A 25,160-nucleotide genomic window follows, 5' to 3' on the forward strand; every position below is an offset into this window, starting at 1 on the left:
GGGGGTGGGCGGAGCATCTGCATCCGGAACGATCGGACCGGAATCGACGGCGTCCGGGGCAACGGGAGCAGCGGACTGCTCCGCTCCGCTCCCCGACGCCGCCACCAGCCGCACGTCGTCCGCGACGGCCTCCGCCTCCTCCGGGCCGGCCGCCGCGTTCAGCGCCGCGGCCGCCGCCTCCGCTCGCGCCAGGGCCTCGGCGGCCTCCGCCTGCAGTCGGCGGGCGGCCTCCAGGGCTGCGCGCGCCTCGTCCCTCGCCGAGGCGAGCCCGTCGTCGTCACTCATGGGCTCAGCCTAGGTCGGCGGCGCCGATCAGTCCTCGCGGACGTGCCAGGACTGTCCGTACCCGCCGTCGGCCTCGGGGCGGGCCATCAGCTCGAGGAACGGGTCGGCGCTGAACGCCTCCGGCCCGAGCACTCCGGCGCCGGTCCACACGCCGGTCGCGAGGAGCTCGAGCGCGACCACCGGGTTGAGCGCCGTCTGCCAGACCACGCACTGGGTGCCGTACTCGGCCATCGTCCACTCGTTGTCGCTCACGTGGTAGAGGTACACCTCGCGGTGGGCGCCGTCCTTCGTGCCGGAGACGAAGAGGCCGGCGCAGGTCCTGCCGGTCATCCGCGGGCCGATGCCGGCGGGGTCGGGCAGGGCGGCGGCGACGACGTCGCGCGGCGAGACCTCGACGGGACCGCCGGCCGAGCGGACCCGCAGGGGCTCGGTGCTGTCGAGGCCGAGGAGGTGGAGGGTGCGCAGGACGCCGATGAACTGCTCGCCGAGGCCGTACTTGAAGGTGACCTTCTTGGCGTCGAGCCAGCGCGGCATCAGCAGCACCTCCTCGTGCTCGACGTTCACGCACTCGACCGGGCCGATACCCTCGGGGAACTCGAACACCTCCGGCTCCGAGAAGGGGGCGGTGGTGTACCAGCCGCGGTCGCGCTCGAACACCACCGGCGGGTTCAAGCACTCCTCGATCGTGGTCCAGATGGAGAAGGACGGAGCGAAGATCTCGCGGCCGTCCGCGTCGTGCACGACGAGGTTCGCGCCGTCGCGCACTCCGAGCTCGTCGATCTCGTCGAAGAGGTGGTCGGAGGCGTAGCGGGCGAAGACGTCGGAGAGTCCCGGCTCCACGCCCATGCCCACCAGGGCGAGGCGGCCGCGGGAGGACCACTCCTCCGCCGCGGCGAACTGCTCGTCGCCGAGCTTGAGCCCCGTCAGCTCGTGGGGCTGCTCGGGGTGCGGGAGCGAGAGGCTCATCGCCATGTCGAGGTAGTCGGCCTCGGCGGCGAGCGCTCCGGCGAAGATCGTCGGGACGAAGCGCGGCTCGACGGCGTTCATCACGTGGGTCGCCCCGTGCGCGCGGGCGACGGTCTCGACGTTCTCGGCGTCGGAGGCGTCGATCCGCGCGGCGACGAAGCGGTCGTCGGCACCGTGCCGCTCCGCGATCCAGGCGACCGTGCGCTCGGCGCGAGCGAGGTCGTAGTCGCAGACGATGATCTGCTCGAAGAAGGAGCGGCGCGCGGCGATCTTCGCGAAGGCGTCGCCGACGCCGCCGGCGCCGACCAGGAGGATTCTCATGGGGACACCGTACCGACGGATCGCGTCGTCCACCATGCCGAGCACCGACGGAATCGGAGCGGAGCGCGCCTTGAGGCCACCGGATCCGTCACGGGGCGGCCCGCTCCCCCCGCTCGAGCAGGCGGAGGAAGCCGGAGAGGTGCCCGAGGCCGGTCAGCGAGGTCGGGAGCGAGGCGGCGAGCGCCGGCGAGTGCACCAGGTACGCCGCCCACTTCGCGCGCGAGACCGCGACGTTCAGGCGGTTGGGCAGGAGGAGGAACTCCATTCCGCGCGGGACGTCGGCCCCGGAGGACGCGGCGAGCGACACGATGGCGACCACCGCCTCCCTGCCCTGGAAGAGGTCGACCGTGCCGACCGGCGTCTCCTCGAGGCCCGCGGCGTCGAGGGCGGTGCGGAGGAGCCCGCCCTGGGCGTTGTAGGGCGCGACGACGATGACGTCGGCCGCGGTCAGCGTCCGCTCGCCGTGCTCGTCGGTCCAGGCGCGGCCGACGAGGGAGAGGGCGATCTCGACGACGCGCCTCGCCTCGTCCGGCGAGGAGGTGGTGTCGCCCGCGTGCTCGACCGGGACGGAGTGCACGCCCGGCTCGACCCCCTCGAGGTGGCGCACCTGCGGCGCCCGCGACCGCAGCGCGCCCTCGTAGGACAGCTCGGAGACGGCGTCGGAGAGCGCCGGGTGCATCCGGTGGGTCTGCGCGAGGAAGTAGCCGTACTCCGGCGGGAGGACGTCGTGCCCGTCGGCGAGCCAGCCGAGCGCCGACTCGTCGACCGGCTCCGGGTGCGCGCCCTGGCTCACCTGGGGCAGCTGCTGCGGGTCGCCGAGCAGGAGCAGGCGCTGGGCGGAGACGGCCGACGCGATCGTCGGGGCGAGCGAGAACTGCCCGGCCTCGTCGACCACCAGGAGGTCGAGCGAGCGGCGCGGCACGGTGACCGGGTTCGCGAAGGTCCAGGCGGTGCCGCCGATGACGCAGCCGCCGCCCTCCTCGAGGACCGCGGTGAGTGCCGCCGCGTTCTTCACCGGCGCCCAGGGCGCCGCCGCGAGCGCCTCGGGCGGCGTGCCGTTCTTGGGCACCTTCGCCACCCTGGAGGGATCGACGCCGCGGCCGACGACGGCGCTCAGCACGTTCTCGACCACCGAGTGCGACTGGCCGACCACGCCGATGCGCCAGCCGTGCTCGTTCACCAGCCGTGCGATCACGTGGGAGCCGACGTAGGTCTTGCCGGTGCCGGGCGGACCCTGCACGGCGAGGGTCGCCCGGTCGAGTCCGAGCAGAGTGGTGACGACCGCGCCGATCACGTCGTCGCCCTGCACCGGAGCGACGGCTCCTGGCGGCACGCGGCGGAGGACGTCGAGCGCCGGGTCGGCCAGCATCGCGGGCAGCGCGTCGAGGACCTCGCCGCCCCACTCCGCGATCGCCTCGGGCTGGGGCGCGGCGCGCGGCGGCGGCGCGGGGGCGAGGGCGACCGGAGCGTCGTCGTGCGGATCCTCCCCCGCCTTCAGGCCCTCCTTGAGGAGCAGGACGATCCGCTCGCCGTCGTCGTCGACCGCGAGGATCTCGGAGCGCTCGGAGGCGCCGCGCAGACCGGGACCGGGCGAGGGTGCACCAGGGGGCGCCGGGGCCTCGTAGACCAGGTACGGCGACGAGCCGGTGCCGAGCCGGCTGCCGGGAGCGAGCCGGCCGAGGATCCGCAGCTCGCGCGACTGCGTGCGGGCGCGCGGGAGCTTCGCCCAGTCGCGGACGACCTCGACCCGGTCGATCATCACGACGTCGCGGGTGTCCGCCCACTCGTCCAGCGGCTGCCGGAGGCGGTCGAAGTGCTCCTGCCAGAAGGTCTTGGCCTCGCGGCGGTGGTAGTCGATCGCCGCGCCGGCGAGGGCGAGCGCGGTCTGGTCGGCCGTGCGCTCGCGCGGCTCGATCCCCTCGACCTGCGCCAGCAGTGCGACCGCGACCGGGTGCGGCTCGCGGGGCACGGGGATCTCGACCTCGAGCAGCGGCGGCAGCTCCTCGCGCGGCGGAGCGAGCTCCAGGAGCCAGTCGCGCAGGCGGAGCGTGGAGCGGCAGTCGTAGGCGTTGTACTCGGCGACGAGGTCGAGCCCGCGCTGCCCCTCGACAGGATCGGCCCTCTGTGCGGCGCGCGCCTCCACGTACATCTCGATGCTGTCGGCGGCGTTCGTGACGCCGGACGCATCGCGCTCCTCCTCGCCCATGTAGAGCGGCTCCAGCTTCTTGAGCGAGTAGCTGCGCGAGCCCACGCGGAGCGCCCGCCGCACCACCGGGTACAGGTCGACCAGGACGCCGTCGCGCAGGAGCGCGTCGACCTCCTCCTCGCCGACCCCGTGGCGGAGCGCGAGCGAGAGCAGGTGGCTGCGCTCGTAGGAGGCGTAGTGGTAGACGTGCATCCGGGGGTGCTCGGCCCGGCGCGCCCGCAGGAGCGCGAGGAAGTCGAGGAGCGCCCGGCGCTCGGCCGCGAGGTCGTGCGCCCAGAGCGCGGTGAAGCGCTCCTGGTCGTCGACCATGCCGAAGAGGTAGTCGAGGCCCCACTCGCGGTTGTCCTCGGTGTAGAGCGGGTCGCCCTCGAAGTCGAAGAAGAGGTCGCCCGGATCGGGCGCGGGCAGCCCGGCGAGCACGGAGGCGTCGATCACCTCGACGGCCGGCACCGGCGAGGACTCCGACCGCAGCTGCAGCCGCGCCTGGGCGCGCAGGCCCTCGAGCGTGCCCGCGCCCAGCCCGGGGACGGGGCCGTCGTGCTCGGCGAGCGCGTCGAGGGTGAGGACGCCGGCCGCTGTCAGCTTCGCCCGCTGGTCGAGCCGCATCCCGGCGACGAGGATCGGATCGCGGTGCGCCTGGACCTCGGGCGCGCAGACCGAGCAGCGTCCGCAGGAGGGGTAGCGCCGATCGCCCCACTCCAGCGGCTCGTCGGCGGCGAGGCGCTCGTCGAGCACGGCGCGGAGCCGGGCGCGCTGCACCCGCTGGACCGGGGCGACGACGGCCAGCTCGTGGCTGGTGACGGAGCCGTCGCCGAGCACGAGGTGCACCTGCTCCCCCACGCGGATGCCGCGCGCCTGCATCTGCTCGGCGTAGGCGGCGAGCTGCAGCAGCGCCGGGATCTTCGCGTGCCGGGCGAGCTTGGTGTCGTAGACCTCGTAGGCGCCGTCGGCGGTGCGGAGGAGGAAGTCCGAGAAGCCCAGGAACTCGCCGTCGAAGAAGGTGGCCTGGTAGAGCACGTCGACCCCGGCGCGCATCGCCTCGACGGCGGCCTCGGCCGCCGCGGGGTAGCCGGCGGGCTCGGGGCGCTCGAACTCGAGCACCTCGTGCGTGCGCTTCAGCTCGGCGAGGAAGCGGTGCTCGTGCTCGTCGCCGAGTACCGCGGTGCGCTCGAGCATTCCATCCTTCTCGGCCTCGAGGCGCGGGGCGCGGCCCAGCAGGGCGTCGAACCGGCGGAGGACCGCCCACTCGCAGGCCGCCCAGTTCGACAGGTCGGTGGGGCTCGTGACCACGCGGCCGGACTCCAGGTACACGCGACTCCTTCCGCGACCACCGGGCGGCGATCGGCTCCAGGCTAGGGCGCCCCTCCGACACTCGTGCGGCTACGGCCACCACCCGCGCCGCTCCGGCTCCGCGTGGCAGGCTGGGCCGATGACCCGCGCTCGCTTCGAGATCATCCCGGCCGACGACATCGGCGAGCGCGCCGCACGGGCGTTCCCGGACCCCTCCGCGGTGACGCTGACCGTGACCAGTCTGCCGAAGCACGGGACCGAGCGGACCGTGGACTGCGCGGTCGCGCTGGCCGGGCGCGGGTTCCGCGTGGTGCCCCACCTGGCGGCGCGGAACGTCGAGGGCCGCGCCGCACTCGAGCGGGTCCTCGGGCGGATGGGCGAGGCGGGGATCGACGAGGCGTTCGTGATCTCGGGCGACGCGTCCTCGGCGGCCGGCACCTACTCCACGAGCCTCGAGCTCATCCGCGACGCCCGCGAGATCTCACCCGGGCTGGCCCTGGACATCGCAGGCTATCCCGAGGGCCACCCGCACCTCTCCGACGAGAGCATCGAGCGGCACCTGCGCGAGCGCGCTCCGTTCATCCGCTCGATCGTCACGCAGATGTGCTTCGACGTGGACGCGGTGGTCCGCTACGCCGATCGGCTCCGCGCGACGGGGATCACGGTCGATCTGTGGGCGGGCGTGCCGGGGCCGGTCGAGCGCTCGCGGCTGCTGACGCTGGGCGCGCGGATCGGAGTGGGCTCCTCGCTCGGCTTCCTGAAGCGGAGCACCTCGGTGGCCGGCGGGCTCCTCCGCGGACGCCGCTTCGACCCGTCCGCGTTCGTCGCGCGCCTGGAAGCGGCGGCGGGCGACCGCCTCGCGGGCCTGCACGTCTACACCTTCAACGAGCTCGACTCCCTCGCCGCCTTCGGCTGATCGGCGAGCCTCCGCGCTCCTCGGGCGCCGATCCTCGGGGCCTCGAAGCCCTCGCGCGGAGAGAACTGCGCCGGTCAGGTGGTGCGGCGGATCCAGATCGGCGGGTGCGGGAGCTCGGCCTCGGTGCGCAGGCGGCCGGCGAGCGGAGCCCAGACCACGAGCGCCACGCCGATCCCGAGCAGCAGGCCGCCGACGGTGTCGCTCAGCCAGTGGGCGCCGAGGTAGGTGCGGCTCGCCATCATCGCCACGGTGTAGAGGAAGCCCGCGATCCAGACCCACAGCAGCGGGAACACCAGGGCCAGCACCATCGCCGTCGTCGCCGCGTTGGCGGTGTGGCCGGACGGGAAGGAGCCGTAGTCGCTGGTGACGAGCATGTCGGCCGGGCGGGCGCGTCCCACCAGCTCCTTGACGAGCTGGGTGGCGCCCACGCTGACCAGCGCGGCGATCGCGTAGTAGAGCGCGGCCCACCGCCTGCGGAACACCAGCAGCACGGCGACGATGCCGAGCGGGATGAGCGTCGTGCCGACGAGCCCCGCTCCGACCGTGTTCATGACGAGGGCCGGGATGTCCCAGACCGGCGAGCGGTGCTCGACGATCTCGTCCATCCACTCCACGTCGAAGCGGAAAGCCGAGGTGGGGCGGAAGGCGATTAGCACGGCGAGGAGCACCGTGAGCAGGATCGCGAGCGACGCGGAGATCAGCGGCCAGCGGCGGGAGACCCGGTGGGCCGCCTCCTTCGTCAGCAGCCGGGCGGCGACGTCGTCGGACGGCACCTGCTCGCGCATCCGCGCACGCTGGACGGCGTCGGGGCGCGCGATTCCGGGCTCGGTCGACAGGCGGTCGTCGCGGTGATCCATCCGGACATGATGCCGTCACACGGCGTTCCCCCGCTGGGGGTTGCGGGGCGGCTCGGCCGACCGTTCGGAAGCCCGGCGTCCATGCGCCGGGTTCGTGGCACGGTTCGACCGGCCGTGCGGATGGCCGGCCTTCCCCCGCGGGGGTCTCGCGGCGCGGCTCAGCCGGCCGCGCGGGCCAGGCGGGCGGCGCGGAGGGCGTCGAGCCGGGTCGGCTCCGAGGAGCGGGCGAGGAGCCGCGCGGCGACGGCGCTCACGCGGGAGTCGTCCGAGGCGGAGGCCCGCTCGAGGGCGGCGGCCGCGTCGGGACCGGTGATCGAGCCGAGCGCCATCACGGCCGAGACCGCGAGCGCGGAGTCGTCGCTGCCGGCGGCCCCGTCCAGCGCGTCGACGGCAGGACGCGCGTCGTCGCCCAGGTAGCCGAGTGCGGCAGCGGCGTGACGCCGGACCGGCGCGGACCCCTCGCGGAGGGCCTGCTCCAGACCGGGGACGGCCGCGGCGCCGAAGGAGGCGAGGACGTCGGTGAGCACGTTCTGCGCCTCCGCGTCGTCGTCGCCGAGCAGGCCGAGCAGGACCGGCAGGGCGCGCTCGTCGCCGAGGCGGCCCAGCGCGAATCGGGCCTTCGCGGCGACGGCGGGCTCGGAGTCGGCGGCCAGCGGGGCGATGTCGTCGAGCGTCGCCGGGTCGAGGATCTTGCTGAGCACGTGCAACGCCTGCGTGCGCACTCGGGGCTCGCGGCCGAGCGCCTCGCGGGCGACGGGGACGGCGGCGGAGCCGAGGCGGCCGAGCGACCAGGTGAGCACGTCGCGGACGAAGAAGTCCGGCTCCTCCCACAGGTGCGCGGCGAGGGGCTCGGCGGTGGCGGGCTCGGCGAGCTCGCCCAGGGTCATCGCCGCACGGAGGCGGACGTCGCGGTCGGGGTCGGAGAGCTCGGCGAGCAGGGCGGAGGAGTCGCGGGAGGACATGGGAGGGGACTGTAGCAGCGGCGCTCGGGAGCGGATCCAGCGAGGGCCCGAACACCCGGGAGGAGCTGCAGGAGCGGGGCGTGCCGGACCGCCGGGACCCGGAGACGAGCGCTCAGTCCTGCAGCGCCGGGACGCTCCTCGGCCGGACGATCAGCCAGAGCGCCAGGATCGACACGGTCGCCGTCGCCATCATCACCACGGCCATCGGCACGGCCGAGCCGGCGCCGAAGACCCCCGAGATCGGCGACAGCAGTCCGGCGGTGCCGAAGTTGACCGCTCCGAGCAGCGACGCGGCCGTCCCCGCCTCCCGGCCGTGGTTGACCAGGCCGAGGACCTGCACGCACGGGAAGCTGAAGCCGCAGGACGCGATGAAGAACCACAGCGGGACGAGCGTGCCCCAGAGCCCCAGCCCGAGCACGTCGAAGAGGGCGATCAGGCCGGCGGAGGTGAACAGCGTCAGCGTCGTGATCGCGAGGATCCACTGCGGCCCGATCCTCCGGCTGAGGTAGGAGGACGCCTGCACGCCGAGGACGACGCCGAGCGAGTTCACGGCGAAGAGCAGCCCGTACTGCTGCGCGTCGAATCCGTAGAGGCCCTGGAACAGGAACGAGGAGCTGGAGAGGTAGGTGAACAGGCCGGCGAAGGTCATGCCCCCGATCACCGCCACTCCGAGGAACACGCGGTCGCTGAGGACGGCCCGGTAGCGCTGCACGAGCGAGCGGTGCTCGCGCTCGTGTCGGGCGGCGCGGGGCCGGGTCTCGACGACGAGCAGGCCGACGGCCGCGACGACCAGCACGCCGTAGGCGGCGAGGAAGACGAAGATCCCGCGCCAGTCCATGATCAGCAGCAGCTGCGAGCCGATGACCGGCGCGAGCACGGGCGCGAGGCCCGACACCAGGGCGAGCCGGGACAGCATCCGCACCAGCGGGCGTCCGCCGAAGAGGTCGCGGACCATCGCCATCGCGACCACGCCGCCCGCCGCCGCACCGGCTCCCATCAGGAAGCGGAAGACGCCGAGCGTGACGATCTCGGGGGCGAGCGCCGCGCCGACGCAGGCCAGGACGTGCAGCGAGGTGGCCAGGAGGATCGGCAGGCGCCGGCCGACCGCGTCGCTCCAGGGGCCCACGACCAGCTGGCCGAGCGCGAAGCCGAGGGTCGTGCCGGTGAGGGTCAGCTGGACCGCCGCCTCCGACACGTTCAGCTCGCTCTGCAGCGCGGGGAACGCCGGCAGGTAGAGGTCGATCGTGAACGGCCCGAGGGCGGTCAGCGAGCCGAGGACGATCACGTAGACGAGGCGCTGGCGGGCCGTCAGGGCGTCGCCCGGGTGGCGGTGCACCGGGAGGGAGGCGGTCGGAGTCGAGGCGGGAGTGGACACGGAGTGCCTTCCTGCGCAGGGCGCAGCGGGGTGGGAGGGAGGGGTGCGGCCGGTGTCGTCCTCGGCTCGGGAGCGGACCTCGTCGGCTCCACGCCGCTCGGTCGAATCAATTCGATCACGTGTCGGACAGTGGCGCCACCCCTCGGCCCGCCGTCGGGTCAGACCGGGTGGAGCGGAGTGCCGAGCGGGTCGGCGAGCAGGCGCTCGAAGGCGAGCTCGGCTGCGCCCAGCATGAGCAGATCGGCGCCGAGCTCGGTCCGCACGATGCGCACGGAGTCGAGCGCGACCCGGAAGGGGCCGCCGCGGCCCAGGCGCTCCTCCAGGAACCCCGGCGCGACTCCGATCAGCGCCCCGAGGAAGCCGCCCAGCACCACGAGCTGCGGGTTGAACACGTTGATCACGTTGCGCAGGGCGACCGCGAGGTGCCCGAGCTGGCGCTCGACCTCGGCGCGGACGGCCGGGTCCTCGGAGGCGGCGAGCGCCTCCTCCAGCCGCTCGCTCTCGTCGAGGCCGAGCACGGTGAGCAGCTCGGCGCGGCCGACCTCGGTCTCGAGGCAGCCGACGGCGCCGCAGTGGCAGTCGATGCCGGCGCTGTTGACGAGGGTGTGGCCGATCTCCCCCGCGTAGCCGTCGATGCCGTGCAGAGGCGCGCCGCCGACGATGACGCCGGCGCCCACTCCGCTCGCGCCGCCGTTGAGGTAGACGAGGTGCGAGACGTCGCGGCCGGCGCCGAGGACGCTCTCGGCGAGTGCACCGAGGTTGGCGTCGTTCGCCGAGAGGACGGGCAGGCCGGTCGCGTCCGCGAGCATGCGGGAGAAGGGCTCGTCGTCCCAGCCGAGGTGCGGGCCGACCCGGACGAGGCCGTCGGCGTCGCGGACGAGGCCGGGCACCGCGACGCCGATGCCGACCGTCCGCGTCTCCTCGGGCAGCTCGGCGAGCAGCTCGGCGACCGCCTCGGCCGCCAGACGGGCGGCGGCCTCGGCGGTGGGGACGGAGGCGGAGCGGCGGATGCGGCGGCGGACGACGGCGTCGACGCCGACCATGGCGACCGTGACGGCGTCGATCTCGGGGTTCACGGCGAGCGCGACGACTCCGGGATCGGCCTCGACGACGGGGCTCGGCCGGCCGACCTGGTTCGGTGTGGCGGGCTCGCGCTCGCGCACGATGCCGAGCTCCACCAGCTCGCCGACCAGCGCCGCGATCGTGGAGCGGTTGAGGCCGGTCAGGCGGGTCAGCTGCGAGCGGGAGCGGGGGCCGCCGCGGTGCACGAGGCGGAGGATCGCCGAGAGGTTGTGCCGCCTGACGCGGTCGAGGTTGTTGCCGCGCGTCGCGTGGTCGGGCATCCGCGGTCTCCTCTGCTTGCGGGGGTCAGCCTAGCCGGGGGCGGGGCCGGGGTCTCGAGGGGCGGGCTGCGCCCGCTGCTCGATCAGCAGGAGGGCGCCGCTCAGGCCTCGACCCAGGTCCAGGTGCCGGCCGGGCCGTCGACCGAGACGTCGCCGCCGGAGCGCGTCACGGTGAAGACCGTCTCCTCCCCCGTGTCGTGCGCGACGACCCGGACCGGCGTCGCTCCGTCCGGTCCCGGGAACACCCTCAGCTCGAGCCCGTCGAGGTAGTCGTACTCGGCCGAGTCCTGGCGGGCCCCTACCGGGATCACCGCGCCCTCGCGCACGTACAGCGGAAGCGAGTCGAAGCCGTGGTCCTCACGACGCCACTCCCCCGTCGAGACGATCCGCTCGCCCGTCCACCAGCTCGTCCACGTTCCGCGCGGGAGGTAGAACTCGACCGTGCCGTCCTCGGTGAACACCGGAGCGACGAGCAGGTCGTGCCCGAGCAGGTACTGCGTGTCGAGGTGGGCGGCGCTGCGGTCGTCCTCGAACTCGAGCGCCATCGGGCGCAGGATCGGGACGCCGGTGCTCGCCGCCTCCGCCCCCGCCGCGAAGAGGTAGGGCATCAGCGAGAGCTTCAGCCGGGTGAAGAGCCGGGTGACCTCCACGGCCTCCTCGTCGAACGCCCACGGCACGCGCACCGAGGAGGATCCGTGCAGCCGCGAGTGCGAGGAGAGCAGGCCGAACGCGAGCCAGCGCTTGAACACTCCGGGATCGGGCGTGCCCTCGAAGCCGCCGATGTCGTGCGCCCAGAAGCCGAACCCGCCCAGCGCGAGCGAGAGGCCTCCGCGCAGGGTCTCGGCCATCGACACGTAGGAGGAGGTGTTGTCCCCGCCCCAGTGCACCGGCAGCGACTGCCCGCCGACCGTGGCGCTGCGGGCGAAGAGGACCGCGCGGCCCTCGCCGAGCTCCTGCTCGAGCACCTCGTGCACCGCGCGGTTGTAGAGCTGGGTGTACCAGTTGTGCATGGCCTCGGGGTCGGTCCCGTCGGCCCAGACGACGCCCTCCGACGGGATCCGCTCGCCGAAGTCGGTCTTGAAGGAGTCGACGCCCTGGCGCACGAGGACGCGGAGCTTCTCCTGGAACCAGGAGGTCGCCTCCGGATTCGTGAAGTCGATCAGCGCCATGCCGGCGACCCACATGTCCCACTGCCAGACGTCGCCGGAGGCCGTTCTGAGCAGGTACCCCTTCTCGCGCCCCTCGGCGAACAGCGGCGACGCCTGCGCGATGTACGGATTGATCCAGACGCAGGTGTGCAGCCCGCGCTCGTGCAGGCGGGCGAGGATCCCCTCGGGGTCCGGGAAGGTGCGCGGGTCCCACTCGAGGTCGGTCCACTGGAACTCGCGCATCCAGAAGCAGTCGAAGTGGAACGCCGACAGCGGCAGCTCCCGCTCCGCGAAGCCGTCGATGAAGGAGTTCACCGTCTCCTCGTCGTAGCTCGTGGTGAAGCTGGTCGTCAGCCAGAGCCCGTAGCTCCAGGCGGGGACGACGGAGGGGCGGCCGGCGAGACCGGTGTAGCGCCGCAGCATGTCCTTCTTCGTCGGGCCCTGGATCACCAGGTACTCCAGCGCCTCGCCACCGACCGAGAACTGCACGCGCTCGACCGCCTCGGAGCCGATCTCGAACGAGACGAGGCCGGGATCGTTGACGAGCACGCCGTAGCCGCGGCTGGAGAGGTAGAACGGGACGTTCTTGTAGGCCTGCTCGGAGGAGGTGCCGCCGTCGGCGTTCCACACGTCCACCGTCTGGCCGTTCTTCACGAAGGGGCCGAAGCGCTCGCCGAGCCCGTAGACCAGCTCGCCGACGCCGAGGTCGAGCTGCTCGTGCAGGTAGGCGGCTCCGTCCGGTCCGGTCAGGTAGCCCTGCGCCTTGTGCCCGGACCCGGTGAGGCGCGTGCCGGTCGAGGTGTCCCAGAACTCCAGCGACCACGGAGCGCCCTGCCTGATCCGGACCTCGAGGTCGCCGGTGCGCAGCACGCCGCCGGACTCCGTCACCTCCGCCGCTCCGACGTCGCCCTCGGCCAGCTCGAAGCCGGGGCGCACCGCCGTCCCGCGCCAGTGCTCGATCCGCACCCGCGCGACCCCCTCGGCCGGCGAGGACACCGTGACCGTGAGCGCCGGCCGGTTGAGGACGTCGCCGCGGCCCTGGATGACCCGGGTCGGGGCGATCACCTCGAGCGAGGTGCCGTCGGTGCGGATGTCGTACGCCTCCTGCGCGAACAGGGGCGTGAATCCGGCCCGCGTCTGCCAGAACCCGTCGGTGAACTTCATGGGGGTGCCTTTCGATGGCGCGCCGGCGGATCCCGCGAGGGAGGCGCCGACGGAGGGAGAGAGGGCTACTTGACCGCGCCGGCGGTGATGCCGCGGGTGAGGGTGCGCTGGAAGATCAGGAAGAAGATCAGCGTCGGGAGAAGGCCCAGGAGGGCGCTCGCGCTGGTCGTGGTGACGTCCATGATCTTGTCGCCCTGGAGGCTCGAGATCGCGATCGGGACGGTCTGCGTCGCGTCGCTCACCAGGAAGACCAGCGGGATGAGGAACTCGTTCCAGGTCCAGATGAAGAAGAAGATCATCAGCACCGAGAGGGTGGGCCGCGAGATCGGGACGATCACCCGGGTGAGGACCTGCCACTTCGAGGCGCCGTCGAGAGCCGCGGCCTCGAGGATCTCCTTCGGGAAGGTGCCGTAGACGCTCGAGAGCAGATAGGTGCCGAACGCCGACTGGATGACGGTGAAGATGACGATGACCGACAGCTGGGTGTCGTAGATCCCGACCGCTTTGAACATGTAGTACAGCGGGTAGAGCAGGGCCTCCTGCGGGAGCATGTTCGCCAGCAGGAACAGGACGATGATCCAGCTCCGGCCGCGAACCCGGCCGATGCCGATCGCGTAGGCGTTCAGCACCGAGAGGGCGACGGCGAGGATCGCGACCGACCCCGAGATGAGGATCGAGTTGCCGAGCTTCTCGGGGAAGTCGACGCGGCTCCAGAAGGTCGAGAGGCCGTCGAAGGAGAGGCCGGTCGGGAAGGCGAGCGGGCCGTTCGCCGAGTACTCCGCGGGGGTCTTGAAGGAGTTGAGCAGGATCAGCAGCACCGGGCTGATGATCACGAGCCCGATCACCACGGCGACGGCGAGGATCACCCAGTCGCCGAGGGTGCGCTTCGTCGTGCCCTTCGCGGGCTTGGCGGGACGGGAGGACGAGAGGTCCGCGTCCTCCGTGCCGGCCTGGGTGAGGGGCAGGGTCTCGATGGCCGACATCAGCGGGCTCCTTCGCTGCGCTCGACGCGCTCCTGGGCGCGGATGAACAGCACGGCGAGGATCACGATGACGATCGTGAGCGCGGTCGCGATGGTGGCGCCGTAGCCCACCTGCTGCTTCTGGAAGAACTCGGTGTACGAGTAGTAGGAGGGGACGATCGTGGAGTCGCCGGGGCCGCCGCGGGTCAGGGCGTAGATCGGGCCGAAGACCTTCAGCGCGGCGATGGTGCAGGTGAGGGTGACCACGAAGATCTCGGGCCGGATGATCGAGACCGTGATCCAGCGGAAGCGCTGGAACCAGTTCGCCCCGTCGAGCTCCGCCGCCTCGTAGAGCTCGGGGTCCACGCGCTGCAGCGCCGCCATGAAGATGACGACCGGGTAGCCCAGCTGCACCCAGATCATCACGACCATGATCGAGAGCATCGCGGTGTCCGGCTTGCCGAGCCAGTCGTGCGCGAGGGAGCCGAGCCCGACGGCCTCGAGGATCGAGTTCAGCGCGCCGTTGTCGGGGCGGAGGATCCAGCCGATGACGATCGCGGCGATGACGGTCGGCAGGATCTGCGGGAGGTAGTAGGTGGCGCGGAGGAAGCTCGCCAGGCGCCCGCCGAACTTCTTGCCGACGAGATCGAAGAGGATCGCCGCGAGCAGGAGTCCGAGGATCGTGGGGACGATCACCATCGCGATGATCATGTAGACCGAGTTGAGGAACGAGGTCCAGAACTGGTCGTCGCCCATCAGCTCGATCCAGTTGTCGAGGCCGATGAAGATCGGCGGCTTGATGCCGCGCCAGGACGTGAAGCTGATGTAGACGTTCCAGATCAGCGGGATCAGCACGATGAACGTGAAGAGCACGAACCCGGGGATCAGGTAGAGCCAGTAGCCGCCGGAGCGCTTCTCGCGGGGCGGCGTCGTGGGAGGCGGCGCGCTCTCCGCGCGACGAGGTGCTGTCGTCGTCATGGGTACTCCTAGGTCGGACGGGGTAGTTGGGTGCTGCCGCGGGATGCCGCTCCGGTACGGAGGCGACGGCGTGTCGCGTACCGGAGCGGCATCCAGCGGGGGGGGGTGGAGGCTCGGCGGTGCTCGTGCGACCCCCTCGAGGGGTCGCCGTCACGTCCTCAGGTCTTCCGCTGCCGTTCCGCGCCTGCAGGAGCGGGGTAGGCCGCCTCGGCCGACGTCACGTGACGCTTCCGCGTCACGTGATGTCGGCGACTCCGTCGTCGTACTTGGCCTGGAGGTCGGAGAGCATGGCGGACTCGTCGGAGGAGCCGTTGATGAGCTCCTGCGTGGCGGCGACCAGGTCGTCGTAGAAGGTCGCGGTGGGCCAGTCGGGGTAGAAGGAGAGCTGGTCGCCGTCGACGACCGTCTTCCACTGCGAGAGCAGCGCCTTGCTCTTCTCGTCGGTGATGGCGCTCTCGTCGACGACCAGCGGGATGCCTCCGTTGTTGCCGATGAGGTTCTGGATCTCGGGTCGCATCGTGATGTCGATCCACATGTAGGCGAGGTCCTTGTTCTTCGCCGTCTCCGGGATCACCCAGTGGTTGCCGGCGGAGCCCATCGTGAACTCGGCGCCCGGGAAGAGGAACGTGTCCCACTCGAATCCGGTGATCTCGGTCTTGAAGCGGCCGAACCACCAGGAGCCCGAGAAGAAGATCGGGTACTCGCCCGAGATGAATGCCGTGCCCGCGTCCTCCGCCTTCAGCCCGGAGGCGTCGGCCGAGAAGTAGCCCTTGTCGACGTAGGTCTTCAGCTGGTCGGCCGCGTAGCTCCAGGCCGCGTCCTCGAAGTCGACCTCGCCCGTGTAGGTCTGGTAGTCGGTGATCCAGGAGCGGTCGGCCTTCAGCAGCGCGAGCTGGTAGAAGAGCTGCTGCAGCGGGTACTCGGCGCCGGCCTCGGCCAGCGGGGTGATCCCCTTGGCCACGAAGGCGTCGAGGACGGCCGTGAACTCCTCGTAGGTGGTGGGGACCTCGAGGCCGTTGGCGGCGAAGGCGTCCTTGTTGTAGTAGACGAAGGTGAACTCGCCGTAGTTGGGGATGCCGTACCAGGAGCCGGAGCCCATGATCCCGTTCTCGTCGTACTTCGCGGTGGTCTGCAGCGCGCCGGGGATCAGCGAGTCCCATCCGTAGAACTCGACCGCCTCGTCGAGGTTGGTGAGCAGGCCCTGGCTCGAGAGGAGTCCGCTGGTCGCGTTGCCCTTGTTGTACTCGACGACGTCGGGCGCCGAGTTGGAGTTGAAGATCTGGCTGGCGCCGGTGCGCAGCTGCTCGAAGGCCTTGAACTCGTACGCGATCTCGGCCCCCGTCTCCTGGGTGAAGATGTCGCGGGCGGCGAGCCAGGCGATGCCGCGGTCGCTGTCGGGCGTCTCGAAGTCCCACAGGGTGAGGGTGCGTCCGGCGCCGTCGACCGTGGTCGAGAGCGCGTCGGAGCCGGCGTCGGAGCCGCCACCGGAGCAGGCGGCCAGCGCGAACATCGCGCTGAGGCCGACTCCGCCGGCGAGGAGGTTGCGCCGGCTGAGACCGGCGGTCGGGCGGTGGAAGGCGGAGCGGGATCGGAGCGACATTGCGGTGGTTCTCCTTCGAACGGTGCGGTGGTGCTGCGGATGTGGTGCAGGGAGCGCTCTCTCACGGAGGCGCGGTGTCGAAGCGTTTCGACAGTGCGCAGAGCCGGAGCGGGCGGGAAGAGGGTGGAGGACTAGAGGGAGGCCGGCGCGGGAGTGCCGGACGGGACCGCCGGCACCGGAGCGCCGGTCGGAGCGACCGCGAGGGATCCGCGGTCGACGTAGGAGGGCGGGAGCAGCTCGACGCCGACGGTGCGGCCGGAGTCAATCTGCTGGAGGGTCCGCGCGACGGCCGCTCGGCACATCGCGTCGAACGGGAGGGGAAGACTGCTGGTGGGGACCGGGAGGGCGCCGCCGTCGTAGCTGGCGCAGGCCGCCAGGATCGACAGGTCGCCGGGGACGGAGAGGCCTCGCTCGAGGACGCGCTCGATCGCCGCCTCCGCCACGGGCTCGTTGCAGTGCAGCACGAGCGCGGTGGGCGGGACGGGTGCGGCGAGGATCGCGTCGATCGCGGCCTGTGCGCTCGGGCGGCCGATGTGCGGGCGCTCGACCGCGATCTCGACTCCGAGCGCTGCGGCCTCGGCGCGGAACGCCTCGTCGAAGCGGCGGACGAAGCCGGCGTTGCGGTCGGTGTAGGACTGCGGGTGCTCGAGCAGGCCGAGCGAGCGGTGGCCGAGCTCGGCGAGCCGGCGGACGCTCTGACGGGCGGCCTCGGCGAAGTCGAGGTCGACGCAGGCGAGATCGTGGGAGTCGGCGGGCACGCCGATGAAGGTGGCGGGGACCCCGGCCGCGCGGATCAACTCGGCGCGGTCGTCGTCGTCGTCGACGCCCATCAGGACGATGCCGTCGACGAGCGAGGAGGAGGAGACGCGCCCGATGCCGCTGGAGGCCTCGTCGGTGACGAGCAGCAGGACGTCGTAGTCCGACTCCCGGGCGCGCTCGAGCACCTCGGTGACGAAGCGCATGTGGGTCGGCAGGTGCAGCTCTCCGCGCATCGGGGCGGAGAGGGCGAGGATGTGGGTTCGCGCCCCGGCGAGCATCCGCGCTCCCGCGTGGGGCCGGTAGCCGAGCTGGCGCACCGCGTCGTCGACGCGCTGCCGGGTGGAGGCGGCGATCGAGCGCTTGCCGGAGAGGGCGTAGGAGACGGTGCTGATCGAGACTCCGGCAGCGCGGGCCACGTCGTGGATGGTCGCCATGGCTCCTCCTGCCGGACGTCGTCGTCGGTCGCGGTCGGGCTTCGAAGCGCTTCGACCGGTCGTGCTGGAGCGACTGTACGCACAGTCGAAGCGCTTGCGCAAGCGGTCCTCGCGACGACCTCCCCGGGCGCCGGCCCGCTCCGCGAGCGGTTCCGCGGCTCGGGCGGGCGGCACCCGCGAGGGGCCGGAGGGCGACGCGCCGGGCCTTCCGCTCGTTGCGCCTCCCGACCCTCACGGGATATGTTGGGCCCAACAACAATTCGGCGACGTCGCCGGAAAGGATTCGGATCCCATGTCCCTGACCCCCACCCGCGCCGACAAGTTCTCCTTCGGCCTCTGGACCATCGGCTACAACGGGACGGACCCGTTCGGCGGCCCGACCCGCGAGCCGCTCGACGTCGTCCACGCGGTCGAGAAGCTCGACGAGCTCGGCGCCTACGGCCTCACCTTCCACGACGACGACCTGTTCGCCTTCGGCTCCACCGACGCCGAGCGCCAGACCCAGATCGACCGCCTCAAGGGCGCGCTGGAGTCCACCGGCCTCATCGTGCCGATGGTCACCACCAACCTCTTCAGCGCCCCGGTCTTCAAGGACGGCGGCTTCACCTCGAACGACCGCGACGTCCGCCGCTTCGCGCTGCGCAAGGTCCTCCGCAACATCGACCTCGCCGCCGAGCTGGGCGCGAAGACCTTCGTCATGTGGGGCGGCCGCGAGGGCGCCGAGTACGACTCCGCCAAGGACATCCGCGCCGCGCTCGAGCGCTACCGCGAGGCCGTCAACCTGCTCGGCGACTACGTCACCGACAAGGGCTACGACATCCGCTTCGCCATCGAGCCCAAGCCGAACGAGCCCCGCGGCGACATCCTGCTGCCCACGCTCGGCCACGCGATCGCGTTCATCGACTCCCTCGAGCGCCCCGAGCTCGTCGGCGTGAACCCCGAGGTCGGCCACGAGCAGATGGCGGGCCTGAACTTCACCGCCGGCATCGCCCAGGCGCTGTACCACGGCAAGCTCTTCCACATCGACCTCAACGGCCAGCGCGGCATCAAGTACGACCAGGACCTGGTCTTCGGCCACGGCGACCTGCACAACGCGTTCTCGCTCGTCGACCTCCTCGAGAACGGCGGCCCCGGCGGCGTCCCGGCCTACGACGGCCCGCGCCACTTCGACTACAAGCCCTCGCGCACCGAGGACGAGACCGGAGTCTGGGACTCGGCCGCCGCGAACATGCGCACCTACCTGCTGCTCAAGGAGCGCGCCGCGGCCTTCCGCGCCGACCCCGAGGTGCAGGAGGCGCTGGCAGCCGCGAAGGTCGCCGAGCTCTCCACCCCGACGCTGAACGAGGGCGAGTCGTACGACGACCTGCTCGCGGACACCGCCTCGTACGAGTCGTTCAACGCCGACGCCTACCTCGGCGGCAAGGGCTTCGGCTTCGTGCGCCTGCAGCAGCTGGCCACCGAGCACCTGCTCGGCGCCCGCGGCTGACCCGCACCCTCTGAGCCCGCGGTCCGCCGCGGGACGACCTGAGACGGACGAGATCCCCTGCACCCGCACGGGATCTCGTCCGTTCTCCTGCATCCGGCCCGGTTCCGCACCGGACGCCCGAACCCGAACCCCCCAACGAAAGAGGACAGCGATGACGCTCGTCGCAGGGATCGACTCGTCGACCCAGAGCTGCAAGGTGGTCGTCCGCGACCTCGACACCGGCGCCGTGGTGCGCACCGGCCGAGCGAGCCACCCGGACGGCACCGAGGTCGATCCGGCCGCCTGGTGGGAGGCGCTGCAGCTCGCCCTCGCCGACGCCGGCGGGCTCGACGACGTCGCCGCGATCTCGGTCGGCGGCCAGCAGCACGGCATGGTCGTCCTCGACGGGAGCGGCGCCGTCATCCGTCCCGCTCTGCTCTGGAACGACACCCGCAGCGCGCCCGCCGCCGCCGCGCTCATCGAGGAGCTCGGAGCCGGGGCCTGGGCGGAGCGGACCGGATCGGTGCCGGTCGCCTCCTTCACCGCCACCAAGCTCCGCTGGCTGCGGGACGCCGAGCCCGAGAACGCCGCCCGTGTCGCCGCCGTCGCGCTCCCCCACGACTGGCTGACCTGGCGCCTGCTCGGCTACGGCCCCGACTCCGCCCGTGGTCCGCAGCTCGACGCGCTCACGACCGACCGGTCCGACGCGTCCGGCACCTCGTACTGGGGAGCGGACGGCTACGACCTCGACCTGCTCGAGCGCGCCCTCGGCCACCGCCCGCTGCTCCCCCGCGTGCTCGGCCCCTCGGAGGAGGCGGGCCGCACCGAGAGCGGACTCGTCGTCGGCCCCGGCGCGGGCGACAACGCGGGCGCCGCGCTCGGCCTCGGCGCCGGCCCCGGCGACGTGGTCGTCAGCATCGGCACGAGCGGCACCGTCTTCGCCGTCACGGACGACCCGGTGCGCGACGCCTCCGGGACCGTCGCCGGCTTCGCCGACGCGAGCGGGCGCTTCCTGCCGCTGGTCGCGACGCTCAACGCCGCGCGCGTGCTGGCCTCGACCGCGACCCTGCTCGGCAGCGACTTCGACGAGTTCGCCGCACTGGCGCTCGAGGCGGAGCCGGGTGCCGACGGCCTCGTGCTCGTCCCCTACTTCGAGGGCGAGCGCACGCCGAACCTGCCGGACGCGACCGCGAGCCTGCACGGGATGACCATCGCCTCGACCACGCGCCCGAACCTCGCCCGCGCGGCGATCGAGGGCATGCTCTGCGGACTGGCCGACGGCCTCGACGCCGTTCGCACGCAGGGAGTGGAGGCGCGGCGCATCCTCCTCATCGGCGGAGCCGCGCAGAACCGCGCCGTGCAGCTCGCTGCATCGCAGGTGTTCGACGTGCCCGTGCAGGTGCCGACGCCCGGCGAGTACGTGGCCGACGGTGCTGCCGTGCAGGCCGCCTGGGCGCTGACAGGATCGCGTCCGACGTGGACCGTCACCTCGGTGGCCGAGCCCGCGCCGGACCACCGCCCGGTGATCCGCGAGCAGTACGCGGCCGCCCGCGCCTGAGAATCCGGCCCCGGCCCTCATCCCGGGCCGGGGCCGCTCCGCAAGCCCCAGTGGACGGGGAGCGGAATCGCGCTACTCTCATTACTCAGCCAGCTGACTAATGGAGGAGCGACTTGACCGCCACACGAACCCCCGACCGCGCCGACCGGATCCGCCAGGTAGTCGTCGCCGTGAGCGCGGTGCTCGCCCTCATCGGCTCGTTCATCGGCTCGGGCGCCGCTGGCGGCACCCAGATCCAGAACGCGGCCGGCGGCGCCCTGACCGCGTCCTCGACCCCCATCGCTCCCGACGGCCCCGCCTTCGCGATCTGGAGCGTCATCTACACCGGCCTCATCGCCTACGCGATCTGGCAGTTCCTGCCCTCGCAGACCGCTCGCACCCGCCACCGCCGGCTGGGCTACTGGGCCGCCGCGAGCCTCCTCCTGAACGCCGCGTGGATCCTGGTCGTCCAGGCCGGCTTCCTGACGCTCAGCGTCGTCGTGATCGCCCTGCTGCTCGCCGTGCTCGCGCGCATCTTCGTGATCCTGCGGACCACCCGGTCGGCCGGAGTGGTCGACGCGATCGTGACGGACGGCACCTTCGGGCTCTACCTCGGCTGGGTGTGCGTGGCCACGGCCGCGAACGTCACCGCCGGGCTCGTCGGCGCGGGAGTCGGCAGCGCGGACGGTCCGGGCGCCGCGGTCTGGGCGGTCGTCGTCCTCGCCGTCGCCGCGCTCGTCGGACTCCTGATCGCGGTCACCGGCCGCGGCCGCATCGCCCCGATGCTCTCGCTCGTCTGGGGACTCTCCTGGGTCGCCGTCGGCCGCTTCGCCGGCGAGCTCGTCTCGGTCCCCGCCGGGATCGCCGCGCTGGTCGCCGCCGCCGTGGTGCTGGTGGTCACCCTCCTCGTCCGCGCCACCGCGGGACGCCGGGTCAGCGCCGCCTGACCCCTGCGCGACGAAGGCCGAGAGGCCGGGACAGCCCTGGTCCCGGGCCGCCCGGCCTCTCGGCCTCCGTCGTGGTGGCGGATCAGGTGATCAGCGTGTCGACGTACTCCCGGTTCTCGTCCATCCACGCGGCGAGGGCGGCGGAGCGGTCGTCGGCCCCGTCGTTGAACAGCGCGTTCTCGAGCGAGTAGAGCGTCTTCGAGTCCATCCGGAAGTCGCGGATCCAGCGGCTCATCGTCGGGTAGTCCGCGTCGAACGCGGCCGAGCCGAAGGAGTGGATCCCCTCCGCCTGCCCGAGCAGGCCCTTCGGGTCCTCGAGGTCCTTGACCGGGAAGGCGTCGTAGGCCCAGTGCGGGCGCCAGAGCGTGACGGCGATGTTCTCGCCCGCGGCGGTCGCGCTCGAGAGCTCCTGGAGCATGGCCGGCGTCGACGAGGTGAGGTAGTCCATCCCCTCCAGGCCGTAGCCGGGGATGACGTCCTCGGTCGTCGTCTTGTTGAGACCGGAGCCGGGCTCGATGCCGATCAGGCGGTTCCCGACGACGCCCGGGTCGGCGGCGAGCTCCTCGAGGGAGTCGATCGGGGCGTCCTCGTTGACCGCGATGGTCAGCTTCGCCTCGTCGTTCCACGCGCCCAGGTCGACGATCGAGTCGCCGTACTGCTCGACGTACCGGGCGTGGGTGAGCGGCAGCCAGGTGTCGAGGGCGAGGTCGTAGTCGCCGGTCGAGAGGCCCTGGAAGCCGGGGGCGACGTCGGCGTTCTGCAGGGTCACGTCGTAGCCCTGCTCCTCGAGCACCGCCTCCCACAGAGCGGAGACGGCGATCCCCTCGTCCCAGCCCTGGAACACGGCGACGGTCACGTCGGTGCGGTCGCCGTTGTCGACGGAGGCGGCGGTGGCGGGAGCGGCGAGGGTCGCGGCCCCGAGGGACGCGACCAGGCCGATCGAGACGACGCCGACGGCCGAGCGGGTCGCCACGACGGCGCGGCGGTTCTTCGCCCGGGCGACCCTCGCCGGCGAGGGCGAGCCCAGCGCGCCGGTCATCCGGTCGAGGACGACCGCGAGGATCACGACGGAGATGCCCGCCTCGAAGCCGAGCGCGACGTCGATCCGGTTGAGGCTCGCGACGACGTCGCCGCCCAGCCCTCCGGCGCCGACCATGCCCGCGATGACGACCATCGAGAGCGAGAGCATGATGACCTGGTTGAGGCCCGCCAGGATCGAGGGCAGCGCCAGCGGCAGCTGGATCTGCCGGAGGATCCGCCACTTCGAGGAGCCGAACGACTCCCCCGCCTCGACGAGCTCTGGGTCGACGCCGCGGATGCCCAGCTCGGTGAGCCGGACGCCCGGCGCCATCGCGAACACGATGGTCGCGACGATGCCGGGCACCACTCCGACCCGGAACAGGATCAGCGCGGGGATCAGGTAGACGAAGGCCGGCATCGTCTGCATCAGGTCGAGCACGGGCCGGATGACCGCGGAGGCCGTGCGGTTGCGCGCGGCGAGCACGCCCAGCGGCACGCTCAGCGCGATGGCGATCACGGAGGCGACGAGCACCAGCGCGAGGGAGTCCATCGCGTTCTCCCACTGGTCGACCCCCACGATCAGCAGGAGCCCCACGGCGGTGCCGGCCGCGAAGACCCAGCCGCGGACGGCGTAGGCCAGTACGGCGAGGAAGGCGACGATCACCCAGAAGGGCGGCGTGGCGAGGGCGAGGTCGACGCCGGAGTAGAGGGCGCCGAAGACGGTGCGCAGCAGGTCGAAGACCGGCTGGAAGGTCTGCGTGAGGACATCGACGGCACCCTCGGCGAGGGCGCCGAGCGGGAGGCGGAATCCGAGATCGGTCATCGTGCACCTCCGTCCGCCGCGAGGACGGCGTCGTCGACGGGGCCTCCGGTCGCGTGCAGGGTCGCGGTGACGACCTCGGTCGAGACGGTGGCGGGCGGCTCGATCACCGGGTGCTCGCCGGTGCGGGCGGGCACGTTGCCGAGCGCCGCGAGCAGGGTCACCCGCGGGATCGCTCCGAGCAGACGCCCGTCGGCGTCGACCACGGCGACCGGCAGCGCCGACTCGACGGCGGGCTCGATGACCTCGCTGAGGGCGGTGTCCGGACCGACGGTGACGACGTCGGAGGCGAGGACCGCCGAGAGGTCGCCGGTGCTCCGGCGCACCTGCTCGATCACGTCGCGGTCGCGGACCGTGCCCAGCAGGCGGCGTCCGCCGCCGACCACGAACGCGGCCGAGGTCTGCAGGTCGCGCATGCTCCGGAGCGCGGCGCGGGGACCGGCCGCCAGGGTGACCACGGAGCGGGCGGGCTCCATCACGGCGGAGGCGGTGAGCACGCGGGCGCGGTCGACGTCCTGCACGAACTGGGCGACGTAGTCGTTCGCCGGGTCGGTGAGGATCTCCTCCGGGGTGCCGATCTGGACGATGCGGCCGTCGCGCATCACCGCTATGCGGTCGCCGAGGAACATGGCCTCGTTGAGGTCGTGCGTGATGAAGACGATGGTCTTGCCGAGCTCGTGCTGCAGCTCGATCAGCTGCTCCTGCATCTCGCGGCGGATCAGCGGGTCGAGTGCCGAGAACGCCTCGTCCATCAGCACGATGTCGGTGTCGGCGGCGAGCGCCCGGGCGAGGCCGACGCGCTGGCGCATGCCGCCGGAGAGCTCGTCGGGCATCTTCTCGTGCCAGCCGGCGAGACCGGCGCGCTCGACCGCGAGCAGGGCCCGCTCGCGGCGCTCGGCCGCGGGGACGCCCTGGATCTCGAGCGGGTACGCGACGTTGTCGAGCACGGTGCGGTGCGGGAGGAGCGCGAAGTGCTGGAACACCATCGACACCGACGAGCGGCGCACGCGGCGCAGCTCCGCCTCGGAGACGCCGGTGATGGTGGAGCCCTCGATCAGGACCTCGCCCGCGGAGGGCTCCTGGAGCCCGTTCAGCATGCGGATCAGGGTGGACTTCCCGGAGCCGGAGAGGCCCATCACGACGAAGATCTCGCCGCGGCGCACGGTGAAGGACGCGTCGATCACCGCGGCCGTGCCGAGTCCGGCGAGCTCGCCGCGGTCGGCGCCCTCGCCCAGTCGGCGGACGACCTCGTCGGGCTTCCGGCCGAACACCTTGAAGAGGTGGCGGGCCTCGAGAGCGGGGGTCGCGGGATCGGCGCCCGCCTCGCTCCGGGGCTCGCTGATGGTCTGCTGGTTCTGGTGCACGTACACTCCGTCGGCGCGCAGGGACGACGCCCTGCGCTCATCTCGTGGTGCCGGGTCGGGAGCGTGGGACAGCCGTGCGTCGAGCCTCCGCGTGCGTCCCGCCGCTCAGCGCGGCAGGGGGTGGAGGCGAGAGCGTCCGAGGCGGCCTCGGGGCCGCCTCCACTCCCGTTGACCGTACGATCGCGGCGCGTCCTGGGGGACGCCGTGCGAGCGCGGACCGGTTCATCGGGGCCCGTGAGGACCGCCGACCACGGTAGCCGCGGAGCCGCCGAGGGGCAAACGTCGGACAATTGCGGGGGCGGGTCCAGGGGTGGCGGTGAACCGATCAGCGCAAGTGAAAGTGCTGGTCGGAGCTGGTTTCCGGACTGTTGCGCGATCGTTACCGTGGTGGCGCGGCCGGCGGCGCTCGTTCCGGCCGGTCTCCATCCGCCGCTGCTCGACC

18 protein-coding genes are annotated in these 25,160 nt (G+C 72.5%); 4 read left to right on the forward strand and 14 right to left on the reverse strand.

The window, feature by feature from the left end:
* The 3 genes from C5C69_RS15360 to C5C69_RS15370 form a co-directional block, all read right to left on the reverse strand.
* Window positions 1-285 (reverse strand): hypothetical protein (locus C5C69_RS15360; RefSeq protein ID WP_374953580.1); only part of this gene is annotated, 285 nt, incomplete at its 3' end.
* A 27-nt stretch (window positions 286-312) separates the two neighbouring features.
* A complete protein-coding gene (locus C5C69_RS15365) occupies window positions 313-1,572 on the reverse strand; it encodes a saccharopine dehydrogenase family protein (protein WP_104234533.1) in 1,260 nt (419 codons plus the stop codon).
* Window positions 1,573-1,660: 88 nt separating this feature from the next.
* Window positions 1,661-5,089, reverse strand: a complete 3,429-nt coding sequence (locus C5C69_RS15370; RefSeq protein ID WP_104258261.1) for a bifunctional RecB family nuclease/DEAD/DEAH box helicase — start codon at window positions 5,087-5,089, stop codon at window positions 1,661-1,663.
* A 118-nt stretch (window positions 5,090-5,207) separates the two neighbouring features.
* Here C5C69_RS15370 and C5C69_RS15375 point away from each other — a divergent pair, with 118 nt between their 5' ends.
* Window positions 5,208-5,984, forward strand: coding sequence for a methylenetetrahydrofolate reductase (locus C5C69_RS15375; RefSeq protein WP_104258262.1), 777 nt, complete (start codon window positions 5,208-5,210; stop codon window positions 5,982-5,984).
* 74 nt (window positions 5,985-6,058) lie between these two features.
* Here the strand turns inward: C5C69_RS15375 and C5C69_RS15380 are convergent, their stop codons facing one another.
* The 9 genes from C5C69_RS15380 to C5C69_RS15420 form a co-directional block, all read right to left on the reverse strand.
* Window positions 6,059-6,841, reverse strand: a complete 783-nt coding sequence (locus C5C69_RS15380) for a phosphatase PAP2 family protein (protein WP_244229597.1) — start codon at window positions 6,839-6,841, stop codon at window positions 6,059-6,061.
* 158 nt (window positions 6,842-6,999) lie between these two features.
* Entirely contained in the window at window positions 7,000-7,803 is an 804-nt protein-coding gene (locus tag C5C69_RS15385) for a HEAT repeat domain-containing protein (protein WP_104234526.1), read from the reverse strand.
* A 112-nt stretch (window positions 7,804-7,915) separates the two neighbouring features.
* The gene (locus C5C69_RS15390; protein ID WP_104258263.1) at window positions 7,916-9,178 is read right to left on the reverse strand and encodes a multidrug effflux MFS transporter; all 1,263 of its coding nucleotides are present in this window, start codon (window positions 9,176-9,178) and stop codon (window positions 7,916-7,918) included.
* Between the two features lie 158 nt (window positions 9,179-9,336).
* Complete coding sequence (locus C5C69_RS15395) at window positions 9,337-10,521, reverse strand: ROK family transcriptional regulator (RefSeq protein ID WP_104258264.1); 1,185 nt, start codon at window positions 10,519-10,521, stop codon at window positions 9,337-9,339.
* A gap of 101 nt (window positions 10,522-10,622) precedes the next feature.
* The gene (gene yicI, locus C5C69_RS15400) at window positions 10,623-12,833 is read right to left on the reverse strand and encodes an alpha-xylosidase (protein WP_104258265.1); all 2,211 of its coding nucleotides are present in this window, start codon (window positions 12,831-12,833) and stop codon (window positions 10,623-10,625) included.
* Window positions 12,834-12,898: 65 nt separating this feature from the next.
* On the reverse strand, window positions 12,899-13,816 hold the full coding sequence (locus tag C5C69_RS15405; protein WP_104227354.1) for a carbohydrate ABC transporter permease: 918 nt from the start codon (window positions 13,814-13,816) through the stop codon (window positions 12,899-12,901).
* Window positions 13,816-14,772, reverse strand: coding sequence for a carbohydrate ABC transporter permease (locus tag C5C69_RS15410; protein WP_104258266.1), 957 nt, complete (start codon window positions 14,770-14,772; stop codon window positions 13,816-13,818). Before C5C69_RS15410 ends, C5C69_RS15405 begins: the two co-directional genes overlap by 1 nt.
* A gap of 235 nt (window positions 14,773-15,007) precedes the next feature.
* Complete coding sequence (locus tag C5C69_RS15415) at window positions 15,008-16,372, reverse strand: ABC transporter substrate-binding protein (RefSeq protein WP_258065311.1); 1,365 nt, start codon at window positions 16,370-16,372, stop codon at window positions 15,008-15,010.
* A gap of 131 nt (window positions 16,373-16,503) precedes the next feature.
* On the reverse strand, window positions 16,504-17,565 hold the full coding sequence (locus tag C5C69_RS15420) for a LacI family DNA-binding transcriptional regulator (protein ID WP_104227356.1): 1,062 nt from the start codon (window positions 17,563-17,565) through the stop codon (window positions 16,504-16,506).
* Between the two features lie 292 nt (window positions 17,566-17,857).
* Between C5C69_RS15420 and xylA the strand changes: the two genes are divergently transcribed.
* The 3 genes from xylA (at window position 17,858) to C5C69_RS15435 (ending at window position 21,514) form a co-directional block, all read left to right on the forward strand.
* Window positions 17,858-19,051: a xylose isomerase gene (xylA, locus tag C5C69_RS15425; protein ID WP_104258267.1), complete on the forward strand. Its 1,194-nt coding sequence runs from the start codon at window positions 17,858-17,860 to the stop codon at window positions 19,049-19,051.
* A 151-nt stretch (window positions 19,052-19,202) separates the two neighbouring features.
* Complete coding sequence (gene xylB / locus C5C69_RS15430; RefSeq protein WP_104258268.1) at window positions 19,203-20,588, forward strand: xylulokinase; 1,386 nt, start codon at window positions 19,203-19,205, stop codon at window positions 20,586-20,588.
* Window positions 20,589-20,701: 113 nt separating this feature from the next.
* Window positions 20,702-21,514 (forward strand): tryptophan-rich sensory protein, encoded by an 813-nt coding sequence (locus tag C5C69_RS15435; protein WP_104224878.1) that lies wholly within the window; start codon window positions 20,702-20,704, stop codon window positions 21,512-21,514.
* Window positions 21,515-21,596: 82 nt separating this feature from the next.
* Here C5C69_RS15435 and C5C69_RS17425 read toward each other — a convergent pair whose 3' ends face one another.
* Complete coding sequence (locus tag C5C69_RS17425; protein WP_104234557.1) at window positions 21,597-23,357, reverse strand: ABC transporter permease/substrate binding protein; 1,761 nt, start codon at window positions 23,355-23,357, stop codon at window positions 21,597-21,599.
* Window positions 23,354-24,718, reverse strand: a complete 1,365-nt coding sequence (locus C5C69_RS15445) for a glycine betaine/L-proline ABC transporter ATP-binding protein (RefSeq protein ID WP_258065309.1) — start codon at window positions 24,716-24,718, stop codon at window positions 23,354-23,356. The genes C5C69_RS17425 and C5C69_RS15445 overlap by 4 nt, the downstream gene beginning before the upstream one ends.
* Between the last annotated feature and the right edge of the window lie 442 nt (window positions 24,719-25,160).

The sequence above is a fragment of the Rathayibacter sp. AY1C7 genome (genome assembly GCF_002931865.1).
In the GTDB taxonomy this organism is placed as follows: Bacteria; Actinomycetota; Actinomycetes; order Actinomycetales; family Microbacteriaceae; genus Rathayibacter.

What these genes read in the sequence shown, in the direction of transcription:
- xylA (WP_104258267.1), top strand. Translation starts at nt 17,858, where the DNA reads ATGTCCCTGACCCCCACCCGCGCCGACAAGTTCTCCTTCGGCCTCTGG.
- C5C69_RS15365 (WP_104234533.1), bottom strand. Translation starts at nt 1,572, where the DNA reads ATGAGAATCCTCCTGGTCGGCGCCGGCGGCGTCGGCGACGCCTTCGCG.
- yicI (WP_104258265.1), bottom strand. Translation starts at nt 12,833, where the DNA reads ATGAAGTTCACCGACGGGTTCTGGCAGACGCGGGCCGGATTCACGCCC.
- C5C69_RS15410 (WP_104258266.1), bottom strand. Translation starts at nt 14,772, where the DNA reads ATGACGACGACAGCACCTCGTCGCGCGGAGAGCGCGCCGCCTCCCACG.
- C5C69_RS15375 (WP_104258262.1), top strand. Translation starts at nt 5,208, where the DNA reads ATGACCCGCGCTCGCTTCGAGATCATCCCGGCCGACGACATCGGCGAG.
- C5C69_RS15405 (WP_104227354.1), bottom strand. Translation starts at nt 13,816, where the DNA reads ATGTCGGCCATCGAGACCCTGCCCCTCACCCAGGCCGGCACGGAGGAC.
- C5C69_RS15380 (WP_244229597.1), bottom strand. Translation starts at nt 6,841, where the DNA reads ATGGATCACCGCGACGACCGCCTGTCGACCGAGCCCGGAATCGCGCGC.
- C5C69_RS15415 (WP_258065311.1), bottom strand. Translation starts at nt 16,372, where the DNA reads ATGTCGCTCCGATCCCGCTCCGCCTTCCACCGCCCGACCGCCGGTCTC.
- C5C69_RS17425 (WP_104234557.1), bottom strand. Translation starts at nt 23,357, where the DNA reads ATGACCGATCTCGGATTCCGCCTCCCGCTCGGCGCCCTCGCCGAGGGT.
- C5C69_RS15385 (WP_104234526.1), bottom strand. Translation starts at nt 7,803, where the DNA reads ATGTCCTCCCGCGACTCCTCCGCCCTGCTCGCCGAGCTCTCCGACCCC.
- C5C69_RS15395 (WP_104258264.1), bottom strand. Translation starts at nt 10,521, where the DNA reads ATGCCCGACCACGCGACGCGCGGCAACAACCTCGACCGCGTCAGGCGG.
- C5C69_RS15420 (WP_104227356.1), bottom strand. Translation starts at nt 17,565, where the DNA reads ATGGCGACCATCCACGACGTGGCCCGCGCTGCCGGAGTCTCGATCAGC.
- xylB (WP_104258268.1), top strand. Translation starts at nt 19,203, where the DNA reads ATGACGCTCGTCGCAGGGATCGACTCGTCGACCCAGAGCTGCAAGGTG.